Below are 705 nucleotides of genomic sequence, written 5' to 3' on the forward strand. Positions count from 1 at the left end.
ATGCAAAGCGAGCGTATGTACGCTGCGCTAAAAGGTTTAGGTAAAGAAGCGCGTTTAGTGATGTTACCTTACGAAGCTCACGGCTACCGTGCTCGCAAGAGTTTACTGCATGTGCTTTGGGAGCAAGAGCAATGGCTCGAAAAGTACTTGTTAAGTGACAAAGCTCCTGTAAGCGATGCTCAAGCAAATACTGAACCTTCTGTTTCAGAGTAAATTGAAAGCGCGGTTTATGCCGCGCTTGTTAATTTAATTATATGGGGATGAAGACCCACCCTTAATCTCACGGCACCTTCCCAATGCAAAGCGAGCGTATGTACGCTGCGCTAAAAGGTTTAGGTAAAGAAGCGCGTTTAGTGATGTTACCTTACGAAGCTCACGGCTACCGTGCTCGCAAGAGTTTACTGCATGTGCTTTGGGAGCAAGAGCAATGGCTCGAAAAGTACTTGTTAAGTGACAAAGCTCCTGTAAGCGATGCTCAAGCAAATACTGAACCTTCTGTTTCAGAGTAAATTGAAAGCGCGGTTTATGCCGCGCTTGTTAATTTAATTATATGGGGATGAAGACCCACCCTTAATCTCACGGCACCTTCCCAATGCAAAGCGAGCGTATGTACGCTGCGCTAAAAGGTTTAGGTAAAGAAGCGCGTTTAGTGATGTTACCTTACGAAGCTCACGGCTACCGTGCTCGCAAGAGTTTACTGCATGT

Annotated in this window: 1 protein-coding gene and 1 pseudogene; both read left to right on the forward strand. The window is 46.0% G+C overall.

Going from position 1 to position 705, the window contains the following annotated elements; genetic code table 11:
• The coding region (locus H5183_RS21430; RefSeq protein WP_182732687.1) for a S9 family peptidase at window positions 1–213 on the forward strand (213 nt) is incomplete at its 5' end.
• A gap of 71 nt (window positions 214–284) precedes the next feature.
• Window positions 285–509: pseudogene (locus tag H5183_RS21435) on the forward strand (alpha/beta hydrolase family protein); the annotation flags it as partial.
• Between the last annotated feature and the right edge of the window lie 196 nt (window positions 510–705).

The organism is Pseudoalteromonas sp. SR44-8 (assembly GCF_014163635.1).
Lineage (GTDB): Bacteria > Pseudomonadota > Gammaproteobacteria > Enterobacterales > Alteromonadaceae > Pseudoalteromonas > Pseudoalteromonas rhizosphaerae.